Here is an 18,857-nt window from a genome sequence, read left to right on the forward strand (position 1 = left end):
ATCTACTGGACCGGGTGGGACACCAACTGGAAGCTGTTCGTGGTGATCGCGTTCGGCTACCTGCTGCTGGCCGTGCACGAGACGGTCGCCAAGGGACGCACGTCGCGGCTGGACTTCCGGCACGGGTGGTGGGTGCTGGTGTGGTTCGCCGGCCTCGCGGTGATCAGCTACCTCGGCGACTACCCCGAGCAGAGCGAGCACGCCGGCAACCTCGGGGTGCTCGACTTCGACCTCGGCGCCGTGGCCTCGCTCGTGCTGACCGTGCTGGTCATGGTGCTCGCCCTGCGCAACCCGCTGCCCGCCGAACGCGTCCGCGCCGTGCTCGCGGAACGCCGCGAAGAAGCGGAGCCCGATCTCCCCTGATCCCTCGACCGGACACGAACGCCGGGCGGCCCGGTGCTCACCCCGCGGCGGCGGTGACCGGCAGCTCCGCCCAGACCGTCTTGCCGTCGCCGTGCCACCACTGGCCCCAGCCCCGGGCGCAGGCTTCGACCAGCACCAGGCCGCGGCCGCCGGTGCGGTCGGGCGTCCGCGGCCGGGCCGGGCGCCGGCTGCCGTCGGTGACCTCGATCCGCAGGCAGCCGGGTTCGCGGACGAGCCGCACCCGGGCCGGGGCGGCGCCGTGGTGGAGCGCGTTGGACACCAGTTCGTCGAGCACCAGCACCGCGTCGGCCCGGGTTTCGCCGTCGACGTCACCGAGCAGGTCCTGGGCCCACGACCGGATGTCCGCCATCCGGCCGGAGCCGCCGCCGAGCTCGCGCGTCGCGATCGTCCTCACACTCCAAGGGAAAAGACCCAAACCGCGACTGCGTACCCGAAGCCGGCGGGCTTCAAACCCGGCCCGGCTCGTCCGACACCGCCGGAGGCCGGGTGGCAGGATGTGCCCGGTGAGCATGCGCACCAGGAACAACGTGGTCGTCACCGGCCGGGAGGACGGCCCGGTCGTCGTGCTCGCGCACGGGTTCGGCTGCGACCAGAACCTGTGGCGCCTCGTCGTCCCGGAGCTCGCCGAGCGATACCGGCTCGTGCTGTTCGACCACACCGGCGCCGGGCGCTCGGACCTGTCGGCCTGGAGCGAAGAACGCTACCGCGGTCTCGACGGTTACGCCGACGACGTCCTCGCCCTCTGCCGCGAACTCGACCTGCGCGACGCCGTCCTGGTCGGGCACTCGGTCAGCGCGATGATCGCGGTGCTGGCGGCGAACCGCGAACCGGACCGGTTCGCGAAGCTGGTGCTGCTCACGCCGTCGCCGTGCTACCTCGACGACGGCGACTACCGCGGCGGCTTCAGCCGCGCCGACATCGACGAGCTGCTCGAGGCCTTGGAGTCGAACTACCTCGGCTGGTCGGCGTCGATGGCGCCGGTGATCATGGGCAACCCGGAGCGCCCGGAGCTGGGCGAGGAGCTGACGAACAGCTTCTGCCGCACCGATCCCGCGATCGCCCGGGTCTTCGCGCGGGCGACGTTCCTCTCCGACAACCGCGCCGACCTGGCCGGTGTTTCGGTGCCGACACTGATCATCCAGTGCGCGAACGACGCGATCGCGCCGCCCGAGGTCGGGCGGTTCACGCACGAGCGCATCGCGGGCAGCCGCCTGGTGACCCTCGACACGACCGGGCACTGCCCGCAGCTGAGCGCGCCGGAGGCGACCGCCGGCGCGATCACGGCGTTCGTGAGCGGACCATGATGTGCGACGCGGGTGGCCGGGAGACCGCCGGCCCCGAGTTTTCGGCTTTGCTGGAGGACAGCGCGGAGGACCTCTACGAGCACGCGCCGTGCGGGTACCTTTCGACGTTGCTGGACGGCACGATCGCGAAGATCAACGCGACGCTGCTGGGCTGGCTCGGCTACGAGCGCGAAGACGTCGTCGGCCGCCGGAGGTTCGCCGACCTGCTCACCGTCGGCGGGCGGCTCTACCACGAAACGCACTTCGCGCCGTTGCTGCGGATGCAGGGCGAGCTCGGCGGCGTGGCGTTCGAGCTGAAGACCGCCGTCGGCGACCGGCTGCCGGTGCTGGTGACCTCGACGCTCAAGACCGGCAGGGACGGGCGGGCGCAGCTGATCCGGACCACGGTGTTCGACGCGAGCGACCGGCGGGCCTACGAGCGGGAGCTGGTGCGGGCCCGCGACGAGGCCGAGCGCGAACGCGACCGGGTGCAGCGGCTGGCGAGGACGTTGCAGCAGACGCTGCTGCCGCCGGCGCTGCCGGAGGTGCCCGGCATGGAGGTGGCGGCCTACTACCACCCCGCGTCGACCGACCAGGTCGGCGGCGACTTCTACGACCTGTTCCCGCTGACCGGCGAAACGTGGGGGTTCTTCCTCGGCGACGTCTCGGGCAAGGGCGCGGGCGCGGCGGTGGTGACGTCGCTGGCGCGCTACACGCTGCGGGCGGCCGCGGTGCACGACGCCGACCCGGCGACGGCGCTGAGGACGCTCAACACGGTGCTCAACCGCGAGTACCTGGGCGACGACCCGCGGTACTGCACGGTGGTCCACGGCCGCATCCGGCCCGAGGGCACGGGGGCGACGGTCACCCTGGCCACCGGCGGCCACCCGCCACCGCTGCTGCTGCGCGCCGACGGGGAGGTGTCGTTCCTGCGCGCCTTGGGCGGTCAGCTGGTCGGCGCCCTGCCGAACGCGCGGTTCGCGTCGGTGGACGTGCGGCTGGAGCCGGGTGACACAGTGTTGTTGTACAGCGACGGGCTGACCGAAGCCCGAACCAATGGCCGCGCCCGCTACAGCGAAGAGCAGTTGCGCGCGGACCTGACCGGCCTGACCCCGGCCACGGCCCCGGCAGTGGTCAGGGCGGCAACCGACCTGCTGGCCGGCTTCGGCGACGGTGTCGAGGACGACACCGCGCTGCTGGCGTTCGGCATCCCGCGGCCCGGAGGCGATGCGCAGTGACAAGCCCGTTCTCGACGTCGACCGAGGTGGCGGACACCGGCCCGATCCTGACGGTGCGCGGCGAGCTGGACGTGGCAACGGCACCCCGGCTGCGCACCGAGGTCGGCGGGCTCGAGCTGGGGGCCGGGCAGCTGCTGGTGGTGGACCTGGCCGGGGTCACGTTTTGCGACTCCAGCGGGATTTCGGCGTTGATCGCGGCCCGGAATGCGGCGGAGGCGGCTCGGGCCGGGGTCGCGTTGGTGGCTGTGCCCAGCCGGATCACTCGGACGCTGGGGCTGACCGGGTTGGCGGACTTTTTCCCGACTTATGACAGTGCCGAGGATGCGATCTCGGCGCACCGGTGATCCGGTTGCAGCGTTGATCGAGTCGGGTCCCTCGGGCTCGGATGACGGAATCTTCAGCAAGTTGAACGAAACCCTTGACTCACTGAAGACCGTCATTATGCTGACATTCACATCACCAAACTGAAGGATCGACGATGGCGTCAGAAGAAGGCAACGGGCTCCCCACCGCCTCCATGCTGCACGCCATCGGCGCCAAGATCCGCACCATGCGCAAGGAGCGCGGCCTCACCGTCGAACGCCTCAGTGAGCTCTCCGGGGTCTCCACCGGCATCGTCAGCCAGGTCGAGCGGGGGAAGGCCAACCCGTCCTTCTCCACCATGGTGCAGCTCGCCCACGGGCTCGGGATCTCCGTGGCCCGCCTCTTCGACGGCGACGACCACCGGTCGCCCGTGGTGCGGAAGTTCGAGCGGCGGCGGATCGACGGACACGGGCTCGCCGAGGGTGACGGCGGGCTCTACGAACTGCTCACCCCCGACCTCAACGGGGCCCTCGAGGCCACCTGGGTGGAGACCCCACCCGGCTACGACAGCAGCGAAACCCCCTACCGCCACAACGGCGAGGAGTTCGGCCTCATCCTCTCCGGCGCCAAGGACGTGTACCTCGACGGCGTCCGGCACCACCTGGAAGCCGGCGACTCGATCCGCTACGCGTCGACCATTCCGCACTGGTACGTCAACTCCGGCGACGAAACCTGCGTCGCCGTTTGGGTGATCACGCCCCCCACCTGGTGATCACGGCCGCTCCGGCGGCCCTCGACCTCCCCTTTTCCCAGCCACTTTCCCGCGAGGCGGAAACCATGGCTTCCTTGTCGACCCGTCAAACCGACGACGTCAGAACCTTCGCCGCGCGACGGCCGCTCGTCGCACTCGGCCTGGGTGGCACCCTCGAGTGGTACGACTGGCAGATCTTCGGGCTGCTGTCCGCCTTCCTCGGTCCCGAGTTCTTCCCGAACTCCGACCCCGTCGCCGCGACGCTCAGCGCGCTCGCCGTGTTCGCCGTCGGGTTCGTCTTCCGGCCGCTCGGCGGTGTGCTGCTCGGCCTGGTCGCCGACCGGTTCGGCCGGCGGCGGGTGATGCTCGGGTCGGTCGCCGCGATGGCCGCCGCCACCGCCGTCATCGCCCTGCTGCCCGGCTACCGGACGCTCGGCGTGTGGGCCGGGGTGATCCTGCTCGTCTGCCGCGTGGTGCAAGGGATTTCCACCGGCGTCGAAGGTCCGCTCGCGACCGCCTACGCCGTCGAGCTCACCGCGAAGGGCCGGGAAGGCCGGGCCGCCGGGGTGATGAGCGTCTTCGTCAACACCGGCATCCTCGCCGCGTCCCTGATCAGCTTCGCCACCAGCGCGGCGATCGGCGGGGCGGCCATGCAGCAGTGGGGCTGGCGGATCCCGATGGCGGCCGGCGCCGTGCTGGGCGTCGTGATCGTCTACATGCGACGCAACTTGCCGGAGAGCCTCAACTCCAGCAAGGAAACCGTCCCCGTCGAGAGCAACCGCGCCGTGTGGCGTGGCATCGGCAAGCACTGGCTCGCGCTGCTGGCGATGATCTTCGTGGTCGGCGCGGCGCAGGCGTACAACTACGCGTGGAACGTCGGCCTGCCCAGCCTGGCCCGCAGCACGTACAAAGAGGACTCGACGAGCGTCTTCGCCATCACCTCCGCACTCGGTGTCGTGCTGGTGATCGGCTCCGTCCTCACCGGAATCCTGGCCGACCGCAAGAAACTCTCGCGGACCTTCGTCGTGACGCGGTTGCTCGCGGTGCCGGCGGTCTTCCTGATGCTGCTCTACGCCGGGCCCGGGCTCGGCGGGTTCAGCGCCGTCCTGCTCGGCGGCGGGCTCGTGCTCGTCCTGAACATGACGCTCTACAACGTGGTCAGCACGTCGCTGCTGCCCGTCCCGATCCGGGCCACCGGCGTCGGCCTCGGCTATGGCATCGGGGTCGCCCTCTTCGGCGGCACGGCGTCCTACCTGCTCGTCTGGCTGGGCCGGTACGGCGCCCCCTGGATGTTCCCGGCCTACACCGCCGCGCTGTGCCTGATCAGCGTGGCGCTCTACCTCGCGGCCCAGCGCCGCACCGGAACCTACTGCGGCGAATGAGGAGTACCCGATGAACCTGGCGGACCTGGCCGTGTCCACTGAGGACCTGCGCGCCCCCGTGGTGCGGCGCAGCGACGTCGTCGTGGTCGGCGGTGGACCGGCGGGCGTGAGCGCCGCCGTCGCCGCTGCCCGCACCGGCGCTTCGGTGACGCTGCTCGAACGCTACGCGGCACTGGGCGGGCTCGCCTCGGGCGGCATGGTGCTGGTGCTCGACGACATGGTCAACGGCGCCGAGGTGTCGGTGCGCGGCATCGTCGCCGAGTACGTCGAACGGATGGAACGCATCGGCCTCGCCGTGTCCCCGCCGGAGGCCGACCGGATCTCCTCCCCGGAGATGTGGAAGCGCTGGAGCCGGTGGGGCGCGTTCGACTTCCACTCCCACGCCTCCCCCAAGCCGATCTGCTACGCCGTCGCCTTCGACCCCGACGGCTGGAAGCGCGTCTCGAACGACCTCGTCCGCGAGGCCGGCGTGCACCTGCGGCTGCACAGCTGGTTCTCCCGGCCGGTGGTCGACGACGGCGTCCTGCGCGGCGTCGTCTGCGAGACGAAGTCCGGGCCGCAGGCGGTGCTCGGCGACGTCGTCATCGACACGACCGGCGACATCGACGTCGCCTCCCGGGCCGGCGCCGCCTACACCCACGACAGCTACCTCGTGACGCTCGTCTTCCGGCTCGGCGGCGTCGACACCGCCGCGGCCGAACGCTTCGAGCAGGAGAACCCGCGCGAGGCACGGGCGATCAACCGCAAGGTCAAGCGGATGCTCGGCGGGGCCTGGGAACTGTGGTGGCTCAAGACGCCGGTGCCGGGTGTGGTGTGGTGCAACTGCCCGCACCTCACCGGCTACGACGGCGCCGACCCGGCGTCGCTGACCGAGGCCGAGTTCGACGCCCGGGCCCGCATCTCCGCCGTGCTCGACCACGTCCGGGCCGAGCTGCCCGGCTTCGAGAACTGCTACCTGCTCGACGTCGCCGAGCAGATCGGCGTCCGGCAGACCCGGTTGCTGCGCGGCGAATACGTCGTCACCAAGGACGACATCCAGCAGCGGCGGCACTTCCCCGACTCGGTGGCCCGCGGCCGCGACTACTACACGCCCTACCGCGCGCTGCTCCCCCAGGACGTCGACCAGCTGCTGGTCGCCGGCCGGCACTACTCGGCGACCCCGGAAGCGCAGAAAATCTCCCGCGAGATCCCGCCCTGCATGGCGATGGGCCAGGCGGCCGGGGTCGCCGCCGGGATCGCCGTGGACCGCGGGAGCACCGTCCGCGACGTCGACCCCGCGCTCGTCCAAGCCGGGATGCACGACCAGGGCGCCGATCCCGGCGACGTGCCCGCCCCGAACGCCACCGTCGAACTGGAGGTTGCCTGATGTCCCTGCCGCTGGACGGCGTCACCGTCGTCGACTTCACGCAGGTCTACCTGGGACCGAGCTGCACGCAGCTGCTCGGCGACTACGGCGCGGACGTCGTCAAGGTCGAACGCCCCGGCGTCGGCGACCTGTCCCGGTCGTCCATTCCGGACCCGGACGGCGCGGACAACCCGATCTTCCTGTCCATCAACCGCAACAAGCGCAGCGTCTCGGTCGACACCCGGTCCGCGGACGGCAAGGCCGTGCTCCTCGACCTGATCGCCGAGGCCGACGTCGTGGTCAGCAACTTCCGCTCCGGCGTGATGGAGCGGATCGGCTTCGGCTACGAGGCCTGCCGGGCCCGCAACCCGCGGATCATCTGGGCATCCGGCACCGGATTCGGCGAGGAGGGCCCGTACCGGCACAAGGGTGGCCAGGACGTCATCGCGCAGGCGTACTCGGGCGTGATGTGGCGACGCGCGTCCGACGAGGTCCCGCTGTCGGTGTACCCGACGACGTTGTGCGACTACACGACCGGCATGCACCTGCTCCAGGGCGTCTTGTTCGCGCTGCTGGCCCGGGAACGCACCGGCGAGGGGCAGAAGGTCGAGGTCACCATGTACGACTCGATGCTCCACATGCAGATGCAGGAGGCGTGCATGCAGCTCAACCGCGGCCGCGAGGTGAACTGGGCGGCGATGCCGCTGTCCGGGGTCTTCACCACCGCCGACGGCGCGGTCTGCATGGTCGGCGCGTTCAAGGAGAACCCGCTGCGCGACATCTGCACCGCGTTGGAGCTGACCGAGGATCTTTCGGCGCGGCCCGAGTACGCCACGCTGGAGCAGCAGTTCGCGCACAAGCCACAGCTGCAGGAGATCTTCCGCGAACGGTTCGCCGTCAACACCACCGAGTACTGGGTGAAACGCCTGGAGGGCGTCGACATCCTCTGCGCACCAGTGCACACCCTGGCCGAGGCCTTGGCGGACGAGCAGACCGCGGTCAACCGCATGGTCCTGGAGATGGACCACCCGACCGCCGGGACGGTGCGGGCGCTCGCCGCGCCGATCCGGCTGTCCGAGACCCCGGCGTCGGTCCGCCGCGTGCCGCCGCGGCTCGGCGAGCACAACGCCGAGGTGCTGGCCGAACACGGCTACGACGCCGAGCGCATCGCCGCGCTCGTCGAGGCGGGAGTCCTGCGATGACCGACGAAGTCCGCTTCGAGGTCGACAAGCACGTCGCCCGCGTGACGATCGACCGGCCGGGTGTCCTCAACGCCGTCGCGCCGGACACCCAGCGGCGGCTCGGTGAAATCTGGGACGCCATCGAGCACGACCCCGAGGTGCGAGTGGTCGTGCTGACCGGCGCCGGCGAACGCGCGTTCTGCGTCGGCGCGGACATGTCGGCGGACGCGATCGAGAAGACCGGCCTGCAGTTCTGGGCCGACGAGCCGGAGACCGGGTTCGGCGGGCTGTGCCTGCGCACCACGCTCGACGTCCCGGTGATCGCCCGCGTCAACGGGTACGCACTCGGCGGCGGCATGGAAATGGTGCTGGGCTGCGACATCGTCCTCGCCGCCGAGCACGCGCAGTTCGGGCTGACCGAGCCGCGCGTCGGCCGGCTCCCGCTCGGTGGCGGGGTCGCGCAGCTGGTCCGGCGGCTCCCCCACACCCAGGCCATGGGCCTGCTGCTCACCGGGCGGCGCGCTCCCGCGGCCGAGATGCGGGCGATGGGGCTGGTCAACGAGGTCGCGCCGGCCGGTGAGCTGGACGCCGTCGTGGACCGCTGGGTCGCCGACGTCCTGGCGTGCGCGCCGACGTCGCTGCGGGCGATCAAGCAGATCGTGCAGCGGACCGGCGAACTCACCGCCCGCGAGGCCTGGGCGGCGCGGCTGCCCGCGCTGATGGCCGCGCTCGACAGCGAGGACAGCGTCGAAGGCGTCCGCGCGTTCCAGGAGAAGCGGCCGCCGGTTTGGCCGGGCCGATGACCCTCGCACCCGGGGTCTGGGGCGTCGTCGCGACGCCGTTCAGCGGCTCCACCGGCGAACTCGACGAACCGAGCCTGGCCCGGCTGGTCGAGCACTACGCGAGTCTCGGCGTGAGCGGGCTGACCGTGCTGGGCGTGTTCGGCGAAGCCGCGTCACTCGACACCGGCGAGCGGCGGGCCGTGCTGGAAACGGTCGTGGACACCGTCGACCTGCCGCTGGTGGTCGGCGCGACGACCCTGGCGACCAAGCCGGTGCTCGAAGAAGCCGCACTGGCCGCCGAGGTCGTGGGCGACCGGCTGGCGGGGGTGATGGTGCAGGTGAACTCCGCCGATCCGCACGTGCTCGTCCGGCACCTGAGCGCGGTGCACGAAGCCACCGGCGCCGGGCTGGTCGTGCAGGACTACCCGCTCGTCTCCGGTGTCCACATCGGACCGTCGGTGCTGACGGCCGCGCTCGCGGACACCCCCGGCGTCGTCGCGGTGAAGGCCGAGGCGCCACCGACACCACCGGCGATCGCGACCCTGACCGCGAAGCTGGCCGTGCCAGTGTTCGGTGGTCTCGGCGGGCTCGGGCTGCTCGACGAGCTGGCGGCCGGCTCCGCGGGCGCGATGACCGGGTTCTCCTACCCCGAGGGCCTGCTCGCGTGCGTCCAGGCGTGGCAGGACGGGGGGTACGCGGCCGCGCGGGCGGCGTTCCTGCCCTACCTGCCGCTGGTGAACTTCGAACAACAGGCCAAGATCGCCCTAGCCGTCCGCAAGGAGTGCCTGCGCCGCCGCGGCCTCATCCTCGACGCGGCGGTCCGCCCGCCCGCGTCGCCGTTGCCCGAATCCCTGCGGGAGCAGCTCGCCCGCCAACTCGACGCCGTGGAGGAAGCCTGATGGACCTCGGACTCGCCGGACGCACCGCCCTGGTGTGCGCCTCGACCGGTGGCCTCGGCGAAGGCATCGCCCGGGCGCTCGCCGCCGAAGGCGCCCGGGTGCTCGTCAGCGGCCGGCGCGGCGACCGGGCCGAAGCGATCGCCGCCGAGCTGCCCGGCGCTGTCGGCGTCGAGGCGGACCTCACCGCCGAGGACGGGCCGGACCGGCTCGCCGCGGCCGCGCTCGCCGCGTTCGGGCAGGTCGACGTCCTGGTGCTCAACGGCCCCGGGCCGAAGCCCGGCACCGCGGCCGAAACCACCGTCGAGGACGCCGATTCCGCGGTCGCCGCGCTCGTGCGCCCGCACGTCAAGCTCGTGTCGGCGCTGCTGCCCGCGATGCGTGAGCGCGGCTGGGGCCGGATCCTCGCCGTCGGGTCCAGCGGGATCGCCGCGCCGCTGCCGAACCTCGCGCTGTCCAACCTCGGGCGGGCCGCGCTCGCCGGGTACCTCAAGACCCTCGCCACCGAGGTGGCCGCGGACGGCGTCACCGTCAACCTGCTGCTGCCCGGCCGGATCGCGACCGACCGGCTCACCTCGCTCGACGAGAACACGGCGAAGCGGACCGGCCGTCCCGTCGCCGACGTCGCGCGGGACGCCCAGGCCGCCATCCCCGCCGGCCGCTACGGCGAGCCCGCGGAGTTCGGCGCGGCGGCCGCGTTCCTCTGCGGCGCCCCGGCGTCCTACATCACCGGCACCGCGCTGCGCTGCGACGGCGGCCTGGTCCCCACCCTCTGAAGGAGCGTCATGACGACGACCGTGCAGCACCTGATCGACGGTTCGTGGACCGGCGAGCCGGTCACCGAACGCCGCAACCCGGCGCGCCCGGACGAGGTGGCGGTCAGCGCCCCGAGCGGTGACCTGTCCACTGTGGAGGACGCGATCGCCGCCGCTTCGGCCGCCCAGCCGGCGTGGGCCGCGATGCCGGCGCCCGCCCGGGGCGCGATCCTGCTCGACGCCGCAGACCTGCTGCGCCGCCGCCACGACGCGGTCGCCACCGACCTCGTCCGGGAGGAGGGCAAGACCCTGGCCGAGGCCCGCGGCGAGGTCCGGCGGGCCATCGACGTCCTGCGCTACTTCGGCTCGCACGGCTGGCGGCTCGGCGGCGACGTCTTCCCCAGCGGCACCCCGGACACCAGCGTGTTCACCCGGGCCGAGCCGCTCGGCGTGGCCGGGCTGATCACGCCGTGGAACTTCCCCATCGCCATCCCGGCGTGGAAGCTCGCGCCCGCGTTGGTCAGCGGCAACGCGGTGGTGCTGAAACCGGCCGAACTGACCCCGGCGTCGGCCACCCACCTGGCCGCCGCGCTGACCGAAGCCGGACTGCCACCCGGCGTGCTGAACGTGGTGCACGGCAAGGGTTCGGTGCTCGGCGCCGCGCTCGCGGCCGACGAGCGGGTGCGTGCGGTGTCGTTCACCGGCTCGACGCGGGTCGGGCTGGGCCTGCACGACGTGCTTTCCGCGCGCCGCGCCCGCGTCCAGCTGGAGATGGGCGGCAAGAACGCCTACCTGGTCCTGGACGACGCCGACCCGGTCGCCGCGGCCCGCGTCGTCGCCGCGGGCGGATTCGGGCTGACCGGGCAGGCCTGCACCGCGACCTCGCGCGTCTACTGCACACCGCGCGTGCGCGAGGCGTTCACCGAAGCGCTGCTCAAGGAGGCGGCCCGGTTCACCCCCGGTGACGGCCTGGACGACGGCACGACGATGGGCCCGGTGGTCAGCGACCAGCAGCTCGCGACCGACCTGGCCGCGATTTCCCGCGCCACGGCGCAAGGCGCGTCGGCGGCCACCGGCGGCACGGCCGAGGGCGCGTTCCTGGCACCGACGGTGCTGGTCGACGTGGCCCACGACCACGACGTGGCTCGCCAGGAGGTGTTCGGCCCGGTCGTGGCCGTGCTGCCGGCCGGCGACTACGACGAGGGTCTGGCGCTGGTCAACGACTCCCCCTACGGGCTCACCGCGGGCCTGTGCACGCGGGACCTCGCGCTGGCGCACCACTTCGCCGCACATGCCGAGGCCGGCGTGGTGAAGGTGAACCGGCCGACCACCGGGCTCGACCTGAACGTGCCCTTCGGCGGGGTCAAGGACTCGTCGTCGAACACGTTCCGCGAGCAGGGGCCGGCCGCGGTCGACTTCTACACGTGGTCCAAGACCGTCTACATGGGACACGAGCGCTGAGCGGTGGCGTCCTCCCACGCACGAGCGGTTCCTCCGGTTTAGTCTTGGGAATCCGGACGAATCCCCCGTATGCTCCGACGTGGACCACGGATTCGGGGGGACGCCATCAGCACGGACTTCACCGCCGACCCGGCCGCGATCGCCAAGCTGGGCGCGCTCGCCGGGCGGGCCGGCCACGCCGCGGGACTGTACGCGGCGCAGGCGACCATCGGCCCCAGCGAGTGGGGCGAGGGGTTGCTCAACCTGCTCGCCAAGCCACTCGACCAGTGGCAGGCGCTCTTCGCCACCAACACGGCCAAGGCCCAAACCCTCGCCAACGCCTACGACACCTCGCTCGTCGCCGTGGCCAAGCTGTACCGCGAGACCGACCACGAAGCGGCCGCCAAGGCCGACCGGTCCTACCCCGAAGCGCACTCCGAGCGGGTCGAAGCCGACGACGTCGCCTCCCCGGAAACCGCGGCGGCGTTCACCGACTTCGACAACGCGGCCCTCAACCCCCGGACCGGCGAGGAGTACCCGGGCTCGCTCGTCCCCGGCGAAGACGCCCTCGGGGGCTGGAACATCGAGGTGCAGAAGATCGCCGACAAGATCTTCGGCGGCGCCGCGATCTCCGGGCCGGTCCGCGGGCTGCTCACGAAGATCGCCGGCACGGACCTGCTGACCGACCTCGAGAAGTTCGTGGCGGGCGACTGGGACGGGCTGCTGCAGCAGGGCATGGTGTTCGAGGACACCGGGCTGGCGTTCGGCAAGATCAAGCAGAACATCGACCGCGGCCGCCTCGGCATCCAGGACCGCTGGACCGGGCACGCCGGTGAAGCCGCGCGCGCCTGGTTGACCGACTACTCCTACGCCTGCGCGGCGCACGCCAAGTTCTGCACCGAGGCCGGCTGGAAGATCAAGAACTTCGCCCGCGCGGCCTACGACGGCATGCAGGTGCTCGACCTCGCCCTCGAGTCACTGCTCGACGCCGTGCTCGGCAAGGTGCTGAAGCTCGGCAAGGCGCTCGAAGGGGCCCTGCTCGGCATCGTCGGCCTCAGCGAAGGCGAGTCCCTGCGCACGGCGATCGCCGGGATCATGAGCGAGCTGACCCCGCTGCGCAACGCCGTCGACGCGCTCACCACGCTGGCGCACTCGGTCGCGGGGATCTCCGAGCTCGTGGCGGGCAACGGGGAGATCGCCGTGCAGACCTGGCCGGGCGAACCCTACAAGCACCCGGGGACCTGACGTGGACGTCTCACCGTGGCGGACCGAACAAGGCCGGCTCGCCCGGCACAACCAGCTGGTGCTGCTCGCCCGCGGGGAGGGCGATCTGGCCGACTTCGCCCGCGATGTGCTCGCCGGCCGGGCAAAGCCGGAAGACGTGCTCTACCGGTCGTACCTGGACGAAAAGACGCTCGCCGCGGCCCACGCGAGCGTCGACGACTGGCTCGCGCTGCCCGGCACCGAGCGTGAGGCGGCGATCGCGGGTGCGGCCGAGGCGACCCGGGCGGAGATCACGGCACTGGTCGCGCTCGACGTGTCCGAGCCGGAGCCTGGCCCCGAAGCGGAGCCCGGCCCCGAAGCCGACGAGCACGACTTCGGCGCCGGGTTCATGAAGTCCGGGTGGTGACTCCTCAGGGCATCGCCAGCTTCGGGTAGATCCGCAGCCGCTGGGGTGACATGTAGTAGTTGCCCTGGCCGGGCATGCGGGGCACGAGCAGCGACTCCCCCTTGAGGACGACCTCCTTCGCGACGCCGGGATCGGGGGCCAGGGTGGCAATCGCCTTGTCGGTCCAGGCGTTCGCCGGCGCACCGGACTGGAGCGCGTACCCGGTCACCCGGCGCAGCTCCGAGTACGGGTCGTTGGCGTAGCCGTCGTTGCGCAGGAGGTAGCCACCCGGCCGGGCGACGATCGCCTCCTCGTCGAGGGGCATGCCGCCGGCGGTGAGCACGTGCAGCGCGGGCCCGCCGTTCTTCCACGGGTCCTGCGGGTCGTTCTGCAGTTCCGCCACGGTTTTCTTGAGCACCTGATCACCGTGGTCGAGACAGATTTCGAAGCCGGCGATCGCCTGTCCCCCGATTTCGAGCAACCGTTCCCGGGCGAACTCCCGATCCTCGTAAGCGCCCTGGAGCCGGGGGTTGCTGCCCACCGCGAACTGCTGCGGAACACCGTCGATGTGCGAAGCCAGCCGTTTTTCGACGCGCCTCGACTCGCCCTTTCGCGCGCCGCCGAAAGTGAACCAAACGGTGTTGTAGAAGGTCCGCTGGGTCACGTCCATCGTGTCCGAGTGCCACAGCACCGAGCCCGGCGCGATCAGCCAGTTTGTCAGCCGCACCGCGCGGAACATCTGCTCCAGCGCGCCCCAGACCTCCTGGTACTGCTCGACGTCGTAGGTGTGGTGGGCGGTCGCGTCGGCCGGCCGGAGGTAGAACTCGGGCGCCACGAACACTTTGAGCGTGGTGCTGTCGTCGCCGAGCTCCTGGACGTTCCGCTCGGCCATGTGCACCATCGTGGCGAGGCGCCGCAGCCGGATGAACCAGTCGGCCGACTGGTCGAGCGGCGCTTTCACCGGAATGTCGGGTACCGGGTCGCACAGTTTGCCCGGCGGGAGCCCGGCCAGCGTCGGCCCGTTCGCGAGATTCAGGTCCGTGGTGGCGGTCGGCACTTCGTAGGCGATATAGCGGAAATGGGTGTACGGCACGGTCCAGCCTTTCCCCTCAGTAGACAGACGACCGACGTTACCGCTTTTCCCGGGCCTCGGCTTTCGCCCGAACGGGTAAGCACATTACGCGGTGGTGCCACCGGTGGAATTGCACTGGGCCGAACCGGCTCTTTCGACCGAAGTTTTCCGATTACCGGTTTCTTTGTTGATTTTCCGCCGGTCGGTCAAAGACAGGGCGGCCGGTAGCCGTCGACGCGCAGCCCGCGGAACTCGAGCCGGTTCGGCGTCTTCCCCACGAAGACCAGCCCGCGAGCCTCGGTCAGCGCGGAGGCGAACGAGTACGCCGGCGTGCCCAGCTCGGGCAGCGACGTCCAGGCACGCGGGTCGAAGCTGAAGAACTTCGTGACGAGCTTCCCGTGGGTCGAGGGCACCAGGGTCAGCCACTTGTCGCCGCCGCTCCAGTGCGAGGCCGGGCGCAGCTGGACGTACAGGTCGTCGCTCGCGCGATAGGTCAGCAGGAACCCGGCCGAGCGGGACAGATCGGCCTGCGCCTCGAATTGGTTCCCGAGCCACAGGACGGCGACGTGCCACTCGGCGCCCAGGAAGTCGACCTTCGCCGTGTACCGGTGCCCTTCGCGGACGAGCAGGCTCCCGGTGGCCGGGACAGTGGCGCCTTCGCCGCTGGCGAGCCACTGCTGGTACCGGTCGATCGACGGGGTCGAGCACTCGCAGCCGGGCCGTGGCGCGGCGTTCGCCGGCGCACTGACCAGGGAAAACATCAGAAGGGAGGCGAGGATCGCGAGCGTCCGGACGAAGGCGAGGCGCATGCGGGGAAACTACCAGACCAGGTGTGCTGTGGGTCACGGAATGCCCGACGATCTCGGGCGCTACAGAAGGTTGAGAACCCGTTCGACCCCTTAGGGAGGGCCATGTCCGCCACCAGCACGCCGGAAGCCGAGTCCACCACCCCGGTGGTGCCCGTGCTCGACGACTTCGACTTCCCGCTCACCGACGGCGCGGCCTGCCGCATCGACGACCCGGACTGCGAAGCCTGCCAGTGAGCCCGGAGCCCCGGCGCGTGTCCCGCGCCGGGGCCGGTCGGCGTAACGCGGGATGACCCGGTCGCGACTCACGCGTGTCGGACGTCCGGGGAGGCATCCATGAAGCGCTTGGTCATCTGCTGCGACGGGACCTGGAACTCGCGCAGCCAGCCCGCCCCGACGAACGTCGTGAAGGTCAAGGACGCGGTCGCGGCCACCGACCCCGCCGGCATCGAGCAGAACGCCTACTACCACGAGGGTGTCGGCGCCGGGGTCGGGCCGGTGGGCCGGCTCGCGGGCGGCGCGTTCGGCTGGGGCCTCTCGGCGAACGTGCAGGACGCGTACCGGTTCGTCGTCAAGCACTACGAGCCCGGTGACGAGCTGTTCTTCTTCGGGTTCAGCCGCGGCGCCTACACCGCGCGCAGTGTCGTCGGCTTCATCCGCAACTGCGGGGTGCTGCGGCCGGAGTACGTCGACCTGGTCTCCGACGCGTACCGGCTCTACCGCGACCGGGACGAGGAAACCGGCCCGGCGAGCCCGGTGGCCGAACGGTTCCGGGCGGAGCACTCCCACGAGGACGTCACGCCGATCCGGTTCGTCGGTGTCTGGGACACGGTGGGGGCGCTGGGCATCCCGCTCAGCGGCGGCCGCCTGCTCAACCTGCTGAACCGGCGCTGGCAGTTCCACGACACGCAGCTGACGTCGACCGTGCAGGCGGCGTACCAGGCCCTGGCGGTGGACGAGCACCGGAAGGCGTTCGTCCCGGCGGTCTGGCAGCCGTCGCCGGCCGCGAACGGGCAGGTGCGGGAGCAGGTCTGGTTCGCGGGCGCGCATTCCGACGTCGGCGGCGGGTACCCGGACCAGGCGCTCTCGGGGCTCGCGCTGCGCTGGATGACCGACCGCGCCGAGAAGTGCGGCCTGGCGTTCACGCCCACGGCGTTCGCGGCTTTCCCGCCGCCGGACGAGCTCGGCGTCCTGCACGACTCGCTGAACGCCTTCTACCGGCTGTTCGGCTCGGCGCAGCGTCAGCTCGGCCGGGTGGACCCGCCGTCGGAGTACGCGTCGTCGTGCGCCGAGGAACGGCACCTGCGCCTGCAGTCGCGTTACGCGCCGCCCAGCCTCGTCCGGTACCTCGCCCGCGTGCCCCGGCGGATCATGCCGGTCTGACCCCGGTCACTCCCGATAACCGGCCCACGCCACCTGGACGAACCCACGCACCAACGGACTCCGGCCCACCTTCGGCCACGCCACCACCAGCTCACTCAGCGGCCGGTCCGTCACCGGCACCACAACCAGCCCGCCCGGCACCGGCTGGTCGACCGGCGCGAGCGCGGCCGCACCCGTCCACACCACCGCCCACAGGCACTCCTGGACCGTCCGCGAAACCGGCAGATCATGCCGATCTGACCCCGGTCACTCCCGATAACCGGCCCACGCCACCTGGACGAACCCACGCACCAACGGACTCCGGCCCGCCTTCGGCCACGCCACCACCAACTCACTCGGCGGCCGGTCCGTCACCGGCACCACGACCAGCCCGCCCGGCACCGGCTGGTCGACCGGCGCGAGCGCGGCCGCACCCGTCCACACCACCGCCCGCAGGCACTCCTGAACCGTCCGCGAGACCGGCGCCTCGTCGTCGGCCGGACCACCGGTCCAGTACGCCGTCCACATCGGATCGGTGCCGTCGGGCAGCCGCACCCACCGGCGGCCGGCCAGGTCGGCCACGGCCACCGAGGCGCGGCGGGCGAGGGCGTCGTCTTCGCGGACCACCAGGCCGACCGGCACCGAGCGCAGCACCTGCGTGCCGATTCCCTTGGTGTCGAAGGGAGTCCGGGTCAGCGCGACGTCGACGAGCCCGGCACGCAGGCCGGCCGTGGGGTCGCCGAGATCGGCTTCGTGCAGGCGGACCTCGACGTGCGGGTGGCGCTCGCGGAACAACGGGACCAGCCGGCCGCCGACGTGCTCGGCCGCGTCCGCGAGAGTGCCGATCGTGAGCGTCGCCGCGCCCGCCGCGGCGGTCACCCGGCCGCGGATCGCCTCGGCCCGCTCGATCAGCGCGCCGGCCTCGTCGTAGAGCGCCGCTCCGGCGGGCGTGAGCGTGACGCCCTTGGGCGTGCGGTCGAACAGGGCCACGCCGAGCTCGTCCTCGAGCTGCCGGATCGCCCGGCTGAGCGGCGGCTGCGTCATGTGCAGGCGCCCCGCCGCCCGGCCGACGTGCCGCTCGTCGGCCACCGCGACGAAGTACCGCAGCGCGCGCAGGTCCACGCCGACACGATACCGGGACGGTATCGTGTCGACCGAGCCGGACTTGGACGCCCGCGGTGGTCACGGCGAACGATCGCCTTATGACTCTTACGATCGGCTGCTACCGCTACGACACGACACGACCGCTGTTCGACCGGACCGACGTCACGGTGAAGACCGCCGCGACGCTGCCGGAGATCTTCGAACGGGTGCTGCGCGACGCCGAGTTCGACGTCGCCGAGCTCGGCCTGACGTTCTACCTCCGGCTGCTCGAATCGGGCTCGCCCTACGTCGCGCTGCCGATCTTCCCGAACCGCGTGTTCCGGCACTCGTGCGTGTTCGTCAACACGCGCTCCGGGATCACCGGGCCGGAAGATCTGGTGGACCGCACGATCGGCGAGTTCGGCACGTACGGCCAGGACTCGGGCGTGTGGGCGAAGGGGATCCTGATGGACGAGCACGGCTTCGAGCCGGCGCGCAACCGCTGGGTGATCGGCGGGCTGGACCGCCCGGCGGCGCCGTTCGGCTTCACCCCGCACCCGCGGCCGGAGGAGGTGTCGGTCAAGCCCACCGAGCGGGCCCTGGGCGACCTGCTGGCCGAAGGCGAGATCGACGCGTTGTTCTCGGCGAACGTGCCGCAGTGCGTGCTCGACGGGGCGCCGGACGTCGCCCGGCTGTTCCCGGACCACGAGCGGGTGGAGCGCGACTACCACCGGCGGACCGGGATCTTCCCGATCATGCACGTCGTGGTGATCCGGCGGGAGCTGCTCGCCCGCGCCCGCGAGGTGTACGGGATGTTCGCGGAGGCGGCGACGGAGGCCGCCGGCCGCTACCGCCGCGACCGGCGGCTGTACCAGGTGCCGACGATGGTGCCGTGGCTGAACGCACTGGTCGAGCGCAACGCGGCGCAGTTCGGCGAGGACTGGTGGCCCTACGGCGTCTCGGCCAACCGGAAGACGCTCGAGACGTACCTGCGCTACCACCACGAACAGGGCCTCTCGTCGCGGCGGTGGCCGGTCGAAGAGGTGTTCGCGCTCCTGGACACGTGACGCTCAGCGGTAGGGCGCACCCCGCGGCGCCTGCCGGGCCCGGGGCGCCTGCTGCCGAGGACCCTGCTGCCGGGGCGGCGGCGGGCCGGGCCGCCGGGCGGGTGCCCGCGCCGGAGCC

Annotated in this window: 21 protein-coding genes and 1 pseudogene; 17 read left to right on the forward strand and 5 right to left on the reverse strand. The window is 71.8% G+C overall.

Going from position 1 to position 18,857, the window contains the following annotated elements:
- Positions 1–363: pseudogene (locus M8542_RS49200) on the forward strand (amino acid permease); the annotation flags it as partial.
- Positions 364–400: 37 nt separating this feature from the next.
- Here the strand turns inward: M8542_RS49200 and M8542_RS49205 are convergent.
- Positions 401–778 carry an ATP-binding protein gene (locus tag M8542_RS49205; RefSeq protein ID WP_257927353.1) on the reverse strand — a complete coding sequence of 126 codons (378 nt, stop codon included), beginning with the start codon at positions 776–778 and terminating at the stop codon, positions 401–403.
- A gap of 109 nt (positions 779–887) precedes the next feature.
- Here M8542_RS49205 and M8542_RS49210 point away from each other — a divergent pair, with 109 nt between their 5' ends.
- The 13 genes from M8542_RS49210 to M8542_RS49270 all read left to right on the forward strand — a co-directional run bounded on the left by M8542_RS49210 (position 888) and on the right by M8542_RS49270 (position 13,370).
- Positions 888–1,688 carry an alpha/beta fold hydrolase gene (locus M8542_RS49210; RefSeq protein WP_372508814.1) on the forward strand — a complete coding sequence of 267 codons (801 nt, stop codon included), beginning with the start codon at positions 888–890 and terminating at the stop codon, positions 1,686–1,688.
- The gene (locus M8542_RS49215) at positions 1,685–2,905 is read left to right on the forward strand and encodes a PP2C family protein-serine/threonine phosphatase (protein WP_257927354.1); all 1,221 of its coding nucleotides are present in this window, start codon (positions 1,685–1,687) and stop codon (positions 2,903–2,905) included. The genes M8542_RS49210 and M8542_RS49215 overlap by 4 nt, the downstream gene beginning before the upstream one ends.
- On the forward strand, positions 2,902–3,249 hold the full coding sequence (locus tag M8542_RS49220) for an STAS domain-containing protein (RefSeq protein ID WP_257927355.1): 348 nt from the start codon (positions 2,902–2,904) through the stop codon (positions 3,247–3,249). Before M8542_RS49215 ends, M8542_RS49220 begins: the two co-directional genes overlap by 4 nt.
- 134 nt (positions 3,250–3,383) lie before the next feature.
- Complete coding sequence (locus M8542_RS49225) at positions 3,384–3,980, forward strand: helix-turn-helix domain-containing protein (RefSeq protein ID WP_257927356.1); 597 nt, start codon at positions 3,384–3,386, stop codon at positions 3,978–3,980.
- 65 nt (positions 3,981–4,045) lie between these two features.
- A complete protein-coding gene (locus M8542_RS49230) occupies positions 4,046–5,341 on the forward strand; it encodes an MFS transporter (RefSeq protein ID WP_372508815.1) in 1,296 nt (431 codons plus the stop codon).
- A 10-nt stretch (positions 5,342–5,351) separates the two neighbouring features.
- On the forward strand, positions 5,352–6,707 hold the full coding sequence (locus M8542_RS49235; RefSeq protein WP_257927358.1) for an FAD-dependent oxidoreductase: 1,356 nt from the start codon (positions 5,352–5,354) through the stop codon (positions 6,705–6,707).
- Positions 6,707–7,888, forward strand: a complete 1,182-nt coding sequence (locus M8542_RS49240; protein WP_257927359.1) for a CaiB/BaiF CoA transferase family protein — start codon at positions 6,707–6,709, stop codon at positions 7,886–7,888. The genes M8542_RS49235 and M8542_RS49240 overlap by 1 nt, the downstream gene beginning before the upstream one ends.
- Entirely contained in the window at positions 7,885–8,670 is a 786-nt protein-coding gene (locus M8542_RS49245) for an enoyl-CoA hydratase-related protein (RefSeq protein WP_257927360.1), read from the forward strand. Before M8542_RS49240 ends, M8542_RS49245 begins: the two co-directional genes overlap by 4 nt.
- On the forward strand, positions 8,667–9,548 hold the full coding sequence (locus M8542_RS49250) for a dihydrodipicolinate synthase family protein (RefSeq protein WP_257927361.1): 882 nt from the start codon (positions 8,667–8,669) through the stop codon (positions 9,546–9,548). Before M8542_RS49245 ends, M8542_RS49250 begins: the two co-directional genes overlap by 4 nt.
- Positions 9,548–10,321: an SDR family oxidoreductase gene (locus M8542_RS49255; protein ID WP_257927362.1), complete on the forward strand. Its 774-nt coding sequence runs from the start codon at positions 9,548–9,550 to the stop codon at positions 10,319–10,321. Before M8542_RS49250 ends, M8542_RS49255 begins: the two co-directional genes overlap by 1 nt.
- Before the next feature lie 9 nt (positions 10,322–10,330).
- Positions 10,331–11,761 carry an aldehyde dehydrogenase family protein gene (locus tag M8542_RS49260; protein WP_257927363.1) on the forward strand — a complete coding sequence of 477 codons (1,431 nt, stop codon included), beginning with the start codon at positions 10,331–10,333 and terminating at the stop codon, positions 11,759–11,761.
- Positions 11,762–11,830: 69 nt separating this feature from the next.
- On the forward strand, positions 11,831–12,985 hold the full coding sequence (locus tag M8542_RS49265; protein ID WP_257927364.1) for a hypothetical protein: 1,155 nt from the start codon (positions 11,831–11,833) through the stop codon (positions 12,983–12,985).
- A 1-nt stretch (position 12,986) separates the two neighbouring features.
- Positions 12,987–13,370 (forward strand): hypothetical protein, encoded by a 384-nt coding sequence (locus M8542_RS49270; protein ID WP_257927365.1) that lies wholly within the window; start codon positions 12,987–12,989, stop codon positions 13,368–13,370.
- Between the two features lie 4 nt (positions 13,371–13,374).
- On the opposite strand, the gene M8542_RS49275 is transcribed toward M8542_RS49270, so the two are convergent.
- Both M8542_RS49275 and M8542_RS49280 read right to left on the reverse strand, forming a co-directional pair.
- Positions 13,375–14,442 (reverse strand): hypothetical protein, encoded by a 1,068-nt coding sequence (locus tag M8542_RS49275; RefSeq protein ID WP_257927366.1) that lies wholly within the window; start codon positions 14,440–14,442, stop codon positions 13,375–13,377.
- Positions 14,443–14,627: 185 nt separating this feature from the next.
- Positions 14,628–15,230 (reverse strand): hypothetical protein, encoded by a 603-nt coding sequence (locus tag M8542_RS49280; RefSeq protein WP_257927367.1) that lies wholly within the window; start codon positions 15,228–15,230, stop codon positions 14,628–14,630.
- Positions 15,231–15,332: 102 nt separating this feature from the next.
- Between M8542_RS49280 and M8542_RS49285 the strand changes: the two genes are divergently transcribed.
- Together M8542_RS49285 and M8542_RS49290 are read left to right on the forward strand one after the other, a co-directional pair.
- Positions 15,333–15,464: a hypothetical protein gene (locus tag M8542_RS49285; RefSeq protein ID WP_257927368.1), complete on the forward strand. Its 132-nt coding sequence runs from the start codon at positions 15,333–15,335 to the stop codon at positions 15,462–15,464.
- 99 nt (positions 15,465–15,563) lie between these two features.
- Entirely contained in the window at positions 15,564–16,610 is a 1,047-nt protein-coding gene (locus M8542_RS49290; protein WP_257927369.1) for a T6SS phospholipase effector Tle1-like catalytic domain-containing protein, read from the forward strand.
- A gap of 6 nt (positions 16,611–16,616) precedes the next feature.
- Here M8542_RS49290 and M8542_RS49295 read toward each other — a convergent pair whose 3' ends face one another.
- Together M8542_RS49295 and M8542_RS49300 are read right to left on the reverse strand one after the other, a co-directional pair.
- Complete coding sequence (locus M8542_RS49295) at positions 16,617–16,796, reverse strand: hypothetical protein (protein ID WP_257927370.1); 180 nt, start codon at positions 16,794–16,796, stop codon at positions 16,617–16,619.
- A gap of 60 nt (positions 16,797–16,856) precedes the next feature.
- Complete coding sequence (locus M8542_RS49300) at positions 16,857–17,711, reverse strand: LysR family transcriptional regulator (RefSeq protein ID WP_257927371.1); 855 nt, start codon at positions 17,709–17,711, stop codon at positions 16,857–16,859.
- Between the two features lie 80 nt (positions 17,712–17,791).
- Between M8542_RS49300 and M8542_RS49305 the strand changes: the two genes are divergently transcribed.
- Complete coding sequence (locus M8542_RS49305) at positions 17,792–18,739, forward strand: substrate-binding domain-containing protein (protein WP_257927372.1); 948 nt, start codon at positions 17,792–17,794, stop codon at positions 18,737–18,739.
- Positions 18,740–18,857 lie beyond the last annotated feature (118 nt).

It is taken from the genome of Amycolatopsis iheyensis (assembly GCF_024703995.1).
Taxonomy (GTDB): domain Bacteria; phylum Actinomycetota; class Actinomycetes; order Mycobacteriales; family Pseudonocardiaceae; genus Amycolatopsis; species Amycolatopsis iheyensis.